Genomic DNA, 8,621 nt, shown 5'->3' on the forward strand with positions numbered 1-8,621 from the left:
GATCGGCGGTGCATTTGGCGGGGAAAAGGAGACTGGCGGTGGGAGAGAATCAGGATCAGATGCCTGGAAAGCTTACATGCGCCGGCAGACCAACACCATCAACTACGGCAGCACGCTTCCACTCGCACAGGGAATAAAGTTTGAGATTGACTGAGTAAAATTTTTAACTTTGTACAAACGGCACATTATACTTTTTCAATCCCCTTCATGAAATATCAATTAACCTCCGATCAGATTTCGTCAAAAGTAGCGGGTGAAACCGTCATCCTTAATCACAATAAAGGCGCCTATTATGGCCTGGACGAAGTAGGAGTGTTGATCTGGGATACGCTTGAAAAAGGGCCACAGACGATTGAAGAGCTGTGTGATGTGGTGGTAAGCGAGTATGACATTGATCTTGATACCTGTAAAAATGATGTCGATACTTTGCTGAAAGATCTGATATCTGAAAAGCTGGTTGAAACTGTGAAATAAGTTGGGAAAGCTGCGCAGATTTCTTGGTAAATGGCAAAGCCTGAGTAACTCCGGTAAGCTGATATTTTTAAAAGCTGCCGTTTGCCTGTTGCTGATTAAGGCCGGACTTTCGTTTCTTCCATTTGCTACATTCAGAAAGCTTTTTCACCGCTTAACCAGTACGAAATCGGTGGAAGAAAAATCCAAAGAGGAGATAGATCAGGTGGTGTGGGCGGTGGATACCGCAGCGAATTTACTGCCCATTGAACTGTTGTGCCTCCCGCGCGCGCTTGCTACCAAGTATCTGCTTCGTAAAATCCCGGCACTCACGCTGGAAATAGGTTTCGAAATCAATCCTGCCAAATCGTTTGAAGCCCACGCCTGGGTCGAGCGGAATGGACATATCATTATAGGAGACTGGCCTGACGCGATTTCATACAAGCGCCTCTGGGTTTGGGAGTGAGCTAACCTAAATTATACATGCATTATTATAAAGCTTTCGGGCTGAATGTATTTTCTGAAATACCACTACCGGAACTGAGCGAAGGTGACCCAGGTGCATCGCCTGATCTGCATATCAAAAAAGCTGCCATTGAACTACCGGATCTGAGCAAAACGCAGGTTTACAGACGGGGCGTTCGTGCATTGTTTGGCAAAAACGAGGGCGACCTTGTCCTGCATTGGCCGGGTATAGCTACATTCAAAGCAATTAGTGGTAATGAGCTGATCGTGAACCCAATCGTACATGATCCCAATCTTGTCAGTCTCTTCACAGTAAGTGAAGCCATTGGTTTGATATTATTTCAAAGAGGTCTTTTTCTGCTTCACGCTAGTGCGGTGCTGGTAGGGGAGGAAGCCTGGTGTTTTATGGGTACGCCCGGCGCCGGTAAGTCTACTACTGCCGCTGCATTTATAAAAGCAGGTTGCCGCTTGCTCAGTGACGATCTTACTGCGATCGAGATTGCGGAGAATGGCGCATTATTTGTATTGCCAGCTTATCCGCAGCTTAAAATCTGGGATAAAACCGTTGCAGGCTTGCAGTACGACAGAGGAAATCTCGAACCTGTCAGCGAGGGTGTGAACAAGTTTTCATTTCAGCCCAAAGCCAATTTCCCTGAAAAGCCTGTGGCTCTCACCAAAATCATTTTCCTGCATAAAGCCCGAAACCGGGCTGCTTTACAGCAGGTAAGTGTCAGCGAAACGCCCGGCGAGATGATCAGGAACTTCCCACTTCCCACGCAACTGCTCAGCGGTGAAGCATTGAAAATGCATTTCCTGCAAAGTATGAAGTGTGCCGCTCAGGTGGATGTTATTAAAAAGAGAAGACCGGAAGGATTTCATTTATTGGAAAAATGGGTTCTGGAAAGCGTAACTCATTCGGTCTAGTGCATGAAAATCTCGCCTGAGCTGAACATACTGATCAAAGCGTCTCTCGGAACTCAAACCGAGTTGCATTTTAAGGTAGAAACGCGCTCCATTAATTGGCAGAAGCTCGGGCGGCAAGCCAAATGGAACCAGGTTCGCCCGCTTGCCTTTGATTATCTATCTCAAAATCCCGAAAGTGGCCCTGCTGCCGATGTACTTGCGCAACTAAGAGATTTCAGTGTTGGTCAGGCCGTCACTAACCTGGCATTTTCCGGCATTTCTGTCAATTTGAACCAGCAGTTGGCGCAGCAAGGTATTCAAGCATTCCTGATGAAAGGTGCATTGTGGGCCTGGCTGCTGTATGAAAAACCCGGGCTACGGGAATTTGGAGATATTGATTTTTTTGTTGCAAAAGAACAGCTGCAAGGCGGTTTGAACGTGTTTGCACAAAATGGATTTGAACCAGATTCGTATCGTAAGTACCTGCTGAGAAGCGATAAAGCTGCGAGTGCCTATCTGAATACGGATTATCAGCTCCCGTTAACCCCGGTGCGGGAACACGCATTAAGGTCACTCGAAATTCAATGGAATTGCAGCTATCCGCGCTATCAGTTTAATTTTCGCTGGGATGAGCTATGCCGTGAAATGGCGGAGCAGCAAATTATGGGTAAGAAGGTCAATGTGCCTGCGCTGGAAACCCAGCTGATCTTGATGCTGGTACACCATGCAGGAATTGAGCAGTGGGACAAACTGAAATACATGGCCGATTTCGTGCGACTGTTAAAGAAATATTCAGCGATACTAGACTGGACTTACATCTCACGAATTGCGCACCAAAAAGGTTTTCGCAACCTGCTGCTGGAATCACTTGGAGCCGCACAAGTGCTCACAGGAATGCAGCTTGTGCGGCTCGTAGATGCAACTGGCATTGCGGAGTATCCATCAGCCAGGTTTATGCAAGATATTGTCAGCCACTGGGAGGAGGAAAGGGACACTTTAAAGACCAAGACGTTCCGCATTTTGACATATAATCTAAAATACAGGGACAATTGGAAAGTAAAGTTGAAGATCCTGTCGGGACATCTCGGCTACCTTGTTCACTGGCGGCTGATCTGGCACAAATGGATGTGGCATAAAAATCGTTAAGTCAATTTCACGACGATTTCCCCTTTGAACATGCCACCTCCCGGCAGAATATATAATCCGTCTCCTGTATTAAAGGAGTCGACATTGGCGGTGAGTGCCTCAATGGCAATACAATCCCTTTCAGGTGGTGTGTAGACTACCAAATGATTGAATTTACCTTCTCCTGTTTCCTGCGTGACGGAAAGCGTGACGTCCTGATTTTCAGACATAAGCTCAGTTGTTGCAAATGGTCCATTGGACTTTACAATAAAACAGTTATCAAAGACTTTGCGGTGTAAAAGAGCCGGCTTGTCAATGTGAAAATGCGCCACACCTGTTGGAATCTGGTTACTGTCAAAAGTGACAATCTGATCAGAAGGAATGATAATCTTCCAGGCTTCCACATCTTCGTTGCCCAGCCTGAAATACGGATGCCAGCCAAACATGGCCGGACAAGGTTCTGATCCTTCATTCAGAGCTTCAAATGAAACGACAAAACGACCATCCGAATGCAGGGTGTACCTGATAGAAAAAAGTACCTGGAAGGGATAACCCTCAGGCGCATCTATGAGATAGGATAGCTTAATGGACGCATGATCAGCATGCGCCAGTTGTTCTTCCAGATGAAAATGTTGCTTCCTGACAAGCCCATGAATTGCATTCAGGCCATTCTTTTCATTTTTGGCAAGCTGATAATCTTTGCCCAAAAACCTGTATTTTCCCTCGGGAATGCGGCTTGCAAATGGAAACAGCAGCTCACTTGCACTTTCCGTATCATGTTTCAGCGTTTCAGGTGTAGGAGGTGTTTTCAGAACAGAAAACAACGTGAGCCCCTTCCGGAGCGATAACTGCCGGACAACTCCGCCGAGCTCGGGTACTACTACGAAGCGGTTGCCTGTTGTACTTTCCTGAACCACATACTCTGTAAGATCACCAAATTGCTGCTTGAATATTTCAAAAGCCATAACTATCTCTGCGTTCAATGGGGTTTATAAAACAATAGCCGGGCTTTCAAGTGCCCGGCTACTATTTTATGGTATTTATTTCAGATTCTATTCGTTTGAAGCATCTTTTTCAGCCTCTGCCATTTCTTCTTCGTTCTTTTCCTGTTCAAGCGTATGTTTTACAACTTCCTCATGAATGGCAGCTTCCTCGTTTGAACGACGGTTAATGTACGCCTGATAGCTTGTTTCCTTCTCGTAAGGACGTTTGCCAATCAGTTTTTCGAGGTCACTCTGGAACAAGATCTCTTTTTCAAGAAGTTCTTTGGCCAGCACTTCCAATGCTTCACGTTTTTCTATCAACAGATTTTTAACAAATTGATAAGCCTGGTCAACCAGTTTTCTTACTTCTTCATCAATTGCCTGCGAAGTGGATTCTGAATATGGTTTCGTGAATGAATAATCCGACTGTTTCGAATCGTAGAAAGAGATGTTACCAATTCTTTCATTCATTCCATACATCGTAACCATGCTGTATGCTACTTTGGTAACTCTTTCAAGGTCACTTAATGCGCCTGTTGAGATCTTGCTAAATACTACATCCTCAGCAGCTCTTCCACCCAACGTCATACACATTTCGTCAAAAAGCTGCTCTGTACGATACAGATACTGCTCACGGGGAAGATACTGTGCATAACCCAATGCAGCGACACCGCGGGGAACGATAGATACTTTCACCAATGGATCAGCATGTTCCAGGAACCAGCCTGCTACTGCGTGACCAGCTTCGTGGTAAGCTACGATCTGCTTCTCTTCTGGTGAGATCAGTTTATTCTTTTTCTCCAAACCACCGATAACACGGTCCATTGCATCCTGGAAGTCCTGCATTGTTACTTCTTCCCGGTTACGTCGCGCCGCGATCAATGCAGCTTCGTTACAAACGTTGGCAATTTCAGCTCCCGCAAAACCCGGAGTCTGGGAAGATAACTTTTGCATGTTTACATCAGTCGCCAACTTCAAAGGTTTTAAATGCACTTTGAAAATTGCTTCACGGCCAATTACGTCTGGCTTGTCAACCGAGATCTGACGGTCAAAACGGCCCGGACGAAGCAATGCAGGGTCAAGTACATCGGGACGATTGGTTGCAGCTACGATGATAATACCCGAATCGGTAGCAAAACCGTCCATTTCTACCAATAGCGAGTTCAACGTATTTTCACGTTCGTCATTTGAACCTGGCATCGCACCACGGCCTCGTGAGCGACCTACTGCGTCGATCTCATCAATAAAGATGATACAAGGCGCTTTTTCTTTTGCCTGCTTAAAAAGGTCACGGACACGCGCAGCACCCACACCTACGAACATCTCAACAAAGTCAGAACCTGACAGCGAGAAGAATGGTACGCCCGCTTCACCAGCAACAGCTTTGGCAAGTAAAGTTTTACCTGTTCCTGGAGGGCCTACAAGCAATGCACCTTTCGGTATTTTCGCACCCAGCTTCTTGAATTTATCAGGGCTTTGAAGGTATTCTACAATTTCCTTGATCTCTTCTTTTGCTTCATCAAGGCCTGCCACATCATTAAATGTGATCTTTACCTTGTTTTCAGCATCAAAAAGCGTTGCCCGGGAGCGGCCAATATTGAAGATCTGACCACCTGGACCTACTCCGCCAGACATTCTGCCTAGGATGAAGTACATCACCAGGATCATCACAATAAAGAAGCCCCAGGTTCCGAGGAAGCTGGTCCAGTCATTTCTTGTATCAACCACAAACGGAACTTTGTCATCGTCAAGCACTTTCTCCTGCATTTTGTCAAAATCCTTCTTGAAAGTTTCTGCTGATGTTACCTGAAACTGGTAATGCGATGCGCTTTCGCCGCCGAAGTAGTTGTTTTCCTTTGCAACAACCTTGTATTTATCTTGCTTTAACGCTTCTGGTTTAAGGGTTACTTCTACCGACTTATCATTCACGATAGTTACCCTTTCTACCTCCCTGTCAGCCATCATCTTCTCGAAACGCTTTTGAGTTGTTTCGCGGATTGTTGAGGTACGGTTCAGGTAGGTAATTCCTAATATAGTGGCAATAAGAGCGGCTATAATCCAGCCTTGATATCCTTTTTGAGGACTTTTAGGACTGAGGGGCCCCCTTTTGTTATCGTTTTCGGACATTCTTTGTTTCTAATTAAGAGGAAATTAAATAAACAACGTTCCCGGTAAGATGAATGTTCATCACCGGCCTTTTATACCATGGAGTCTTCCAGGTATGTCACCTCTGCATCTCCCCATAATTCTTCCAGATCGTAGTGCTTACGGCGTTCTTTGTTGAATATGTGAGCGACAACGTCTACATAGTCAATCAAAATCCACTCCCCGTTTGCCTTTCCTTCTTTCTGCCAGGGCTCTGTTTTGGAGATTTTATATACCTCTTCTTCAACCGAGTTTGCCAGAGCATCGATCTGCGTATCGGAGTTACCGGAACAAATCACGAAAAAATCAGTTATTGAATTTTTTACTTTGCGGAGGTCGAGTATTGCTATGTCCTGGCCCTTCTTTTCTGTCATTCCTTTTACTACCAGCTCGGAGAGATCTTTTGAAGATAGTTCTTTATTTTTGCGTTCTTTCATGCGTAATGGATTCCTTTCTAAACCCTAAAGTAACGCAAAAAAATTGTACAACTCGATACAGGATACCTTAATAATTGGTAAAAAAGTTATCTATCTGCCAAGTTGTCACTCAACAAACGACATAGCGGCTGAAATCGTACATGCCGGCTTGTTCACGGAGGGTACCGTTGTCATAACCGACCATCAGCTGTCAGGAAGAGGACAGCGGGGTACAAACTGGGTAGCAAATCCCGGGGAGAATCTGACACTTTCTGTCGTACTGACACCCACATTCCTGCCCATACAGGATCAATTTTTAATCAGTCAAACCATCGCCTTAGGGATCAAAGCATATCTGGAAAAGTATATTTCAGGAGTAGAGATCAAATGGCCCAACGACATCCTTGTTAACAGAAAAAAGATCTGCGGGATACTGATTGAAAATACCATTCAGGGCAGCAAATTGAATACCTCTATTGTGGGTATCGGATTGAATATTAATCAGATATATCTTGAAAATGACCTCGCAACCTCGCTGTCGGGCGAGACTGGAAGCGAGCTTACACTAGGAGATGAATTCGCGGCATTAATTCGTTGCCTTGATGCAGCCTATCTTCAATTGAGAAGCGGCAACCGCATTGCGGAAATTCGTAGTGCATATATGAACAGTCTTTACGGGTATGCAGAGGAGGTAAAATTCTCCTACAAAGACCGCGTTTATACTGGTACCGTAATCAGGGTTAATGAATTGGGGCTGTTGTCTGTCAGGCTCTCAAACGGAGATGAACTTACAGACCTTGGCATCAAGGAAATCAGCTGGATCAGGAATTAGGCTGTCCCCATTTACCAATTACAAACATCACGATCGCACTGATTCCAAGTCCCAGCGACTCTCTCGCCAATTCAATGTTCAAGCTCCTCATCTGCGTTTCACCGAAGAAAATTCCTTCGAATTCTGCCGGCCATTGAAATACAGCGCCTATCAGGTAGGCGGCTCCCAGCACATAAAATACCCAGCTTGGCCAAAGGTCGCGGATGCTCATAAAACAAGCGAGCGCAGCAAAACTGTAAATCCCGATCCATAAACCGGAGTCAGGATCATTCAATTGAAAGTAGGCGAAAATGACGAAGATAATGCAGAAGAATATTTTTAATAAGCGCATTGTTCTTTCCGGAAAAAGTGAGTCGGTTTATTTAGATAAAGTACTTTCACAGGCTTAATTTACCCGTTTTTTCCTGTTTATTGACAAAACTGCGCCAGTGCATTGGCAGCGTCAGAATAGCCCAGGTTTAAAGCCTGTTTCAAACTCGTACAACCTACCTCTTTTTCCCCATCATTCCATTGTGAAAGGCCCAGTCCGTAGAATGCTTTTCCGTATTGTCCGTCCAGTTTCACTGTCTGACGGAACGCCAGCGTTGCTTTTTTGTAATCTTTCAGGCGATAGTAAGTGTTACCGAGATTGTACCAGGCTTGCTTGTTGTTTTCATTGAGCCGCGTAGCTTTTTCGAAATCGGGGATAGCCTCTGTGGGTTTGTCCATCAAAACCAGTAACTGGCCGCGGTTTAGAAAAACGTCGGCAGTGTCAGGCGCGAGCGTTGCGGCTTTGTTGTAGTCTGCAAATGCAGAGTCGAGGCGGTTTTCACCGGAGTAAAGCAGGGCACGGTTGAAGTACGGGCGGTAGTTGGCAGGTTCCAGTTTAATCGCCTGCGCGAAGTCCAGCAATGCATTTTCATTTTCCTTCAATTCAAAGTAAGCAACAGCGCGCAGGTTGAAGGCTTCCGCACTTGTTGTATTTTTTTCAATCGCTGTGTTTATGAATTCGATGGCTTCACGTGGTTTTCCCTCATTCATCAAATCCTTGCCTTTTTTGAGGAAAGCGTCGGAAGATTGGGAGCAGGCATTCAGGAGTACTAAAAAAAATAAAAAAAATAAGCGGGGCATACTGATTCATTTCTAGGTGATTCGCACAAAAGTAGCGTGAAACGTCAAATGAATGTTTTCTTTTTGTTAATAAAATGTCTTTATCTTTGCACCCGGCAAATCGGAACTACCAGCTCCTTCCGAATCCCCCAGGTCCTGACGGAAGCAAGGGTAGGTGGTCGATGCGGTGAGATTCTCGGTTTGCCTTTTTTT

At 45.3% G+C, this 8,621-nt stretch carries 10 protein-coding genes; 5 read left to right on the forward strand and 5 right to left on the reverse strand.

Annotation, left to right across the window (positions count from 1 at the left end; genetic code table 11):
- Positions 1 to 207: 207 nt before the first annotated feature.
- From ACTIE6_RS10850 to ACTIE6_RS10865, 4 genes are read left to right on the forward strand one after another with little or no spacing between them, the layout of a single operon-like run.
- Positions 208 to 474 carry a PqqD family protein gene (locus tag ACTIE6_RS10850; protein WP_439556652.1) on the forward strand — a complete coding sequence of 89 codons (267 nt, stop codon included), beginning with the start codon at positions 208 to 210 and terminating at the stop codon, positions 472 to 474.
- Position 475: 1 nt separating this feature from the next.
- A complete protein-coding gene (locus ACTIE6_RS10855) occupies positions 476 to 916 on the forward strand; it encodes a lasso peptide biosynthesis B2 protein (RefSeq protein ID WP_439556653.1) in 441 nt (146 codons plus the stop codon).
- 17 nt (positions 917 to 933) lie between these two features.
- Positions 934 to 1,839, forward strand: a complete 906-nt coding sequence (locus tag ACTIE6_RS10860; RefSeq protein ID WP_439556654.1) for a serine kinase — start codon at positions 934 to 936, stop codon at positions 1,837 to 1,839.
- Between the two features lie 3 nt (positions 1,840 to 1,842).
- Positions 1,843 to 2,964 (forward strand): nucleotidyltransferase domain-containing protein, encoded by a 1,122-nt coding sequence (locus ACTIE6_RS10865; RefSeq protein WP_439556655.1) that lies wholly within the window; start codon positions 1,843 to 1,845, stop codon positions 2,962 to 2,964.
- Here ACTIE6_RS10865 and ACTIE6_RS10870 read toward each other — a convergent pair.
- From ACTIE6_RS10870 to rsfS, 3 genes are all read right to left on the reverse strand, one after another.
- Complete coding sequence (locus ACTIE6_RS10870) at positions 2,961 to 3,908, reverse strand: aldose 1-epimerase (protein ID WP_439556656.1); 948 nt, start codon at positions 3,906 to 3,908, stop codon at positions 2,961 to 2,963. The two genes, ACTIE6_RS10865 and ACTIE6_RS10870, sit on opposite strands and share 4 nt — an antisense overlap.
- Positions 3,909 to 3,995: 87 nt before the next feature.
- Positions 3,996 to 6,053: an ATP-dependent zinc metalloprotease FtsH gene (gene ftsH / locus ACTIE6_RS10875; protein ID WP_439556657.1), complete on the reverse strand. Its 2,058-nt coding sequence runs from the start codon at positions 6,051 to 6,053 to the stop codon at positions 3,996 to 3,998.
- 71 nt (positions 6,054 to 6,124) lie between these two features.
- Positions 6,125 to 6,508 carry a ribosome silencing factor gene (rsfS, locus tag ACTIE6_RS10880; RefSeq protein WP_031525662.1) on the reverse strand — a complete coding sequence of 128 codons (384 nt, stop codon included), beginning with the start codon at positions 6,506 to 6,508 and terminating at the stop codon, positions 6,125 to 6,127.
- A 43-nt stretch (positions 6,509 to 6,551) separates the two neighbouring features.
- Here rsfS and ACTIE6_RS10885 point away from each other — a divergent pair, with 43 nt between their 5' ends.
- Entirely contained in the window at positions 6,552 to 7,319 is a 768-nt protein-coding gene (locus tag ACTIE6_RS10885) for a biotin--[acetyl-CoA-carboxylase] ligase (protein WP_439556658.1), read from the forward strand.
- Here ACTIE6_RS10885 and ACTIE6_RS10890 read toward each other — a convergent pair.
- Together ACTIE6_RS10890 and ACTIE6_RS10895 are read right to left on the reverse strand one after the other, a co-directional pair.
- Complete coding sequence (locus ACTIE6_RS10890; RefSeq protein WP_439556659.1) at positions 7,309 to 7,650, reverse strand: transmembrane 220 family protein; 342 nt, start codon at positions 7,648 to 7,650, stop codon at positions 7,309 to 7,311. The genes ACTIE6_RS10885 and ACTIE6_RS10890 overlap by 11 nt on opposite strands.
- 77 nt (positions 7,651 to 7,727) lie before the next feature.
- Positions 7,728 to 8,429 carry a tetratricopeptide repeat protein gene (locus ACTIE6_RS10895; RefSeq protein ID WP_439556660.1) on the reverse strand — a complete coding sequence of 234 codons (702 nt, stop codon included), beginning with the start codon at positions 8,427 to 8,429 and terminating at the stop codon, positions 7,728 to 7,730.
- Positions 8,430 to 8,621: the final 192 nt, after the last annotated feature.

The organism is Dyadobacter sp. (assembly GCF_051859145.1).
Taxonomy (GTDB): domain Bacteria; phylum Bacteroidota; class Bacteroidia; order Cytophagales; family Spirosomataceae; genus Dyadobacter.

Coding starts and splice junctions, on each gene's coding strand:
- ACTIE6_RS10850 (WP_439556652.1), top strand. CDS start 208: ATGAAATATCAATTAACCTCCGATCAGATTTCGTCAAAAGTAGCGGGT.
- ACTIE6_RS10860 (WP_439556654.1), top strand. CDS start 934: ATGCATTATTATAAAGCTTTCGGGCTGAATGTATTTTCTGAAATACCA.
- ACTIE6_RS10865 (WP_439556655.1), top strand. CDS start 1,843: ATGAAAATCTCGCCTGAGCTGAACATACTGATCAAAGCGTCTCTCGGA.
- ACTIE6_RS10870 (WP_439556656.1), bottom strand. CDS start 3,908: ATGGCTTTTGAAATATTCAAGCAGCAATTTGGTGATCTTACAGAGTAT.
- ftsH (WP_439556657.1), bottom strand. CDS start 6,053: ATGTCCGAAAACGATAACAAAAGGGGGCCCCTCAGTCCTAAAAGTCCT.
- rsfS (WP_031525662.1), bottom strand. CDS start 6,508: ATGAAAGAACGCAAAAATAAAGAACTATCTTCAAAAGATCTCTCCGAG.
- ACTIE6_RS10890 (WP_439556659.1), bottom strand. CDS start 7,650: ATGCGCTTATTAAAAATATTCTTCTGCATTATCTTCGTCATTTTCGCC.
- ACTIE6_RS10895 (WP_439556660.1), bottom strand. CDS start 8,429: ATGCCCCGCTTATTTTTTTTATTTTTTTTAGTACTCCTGAATGCCTGC.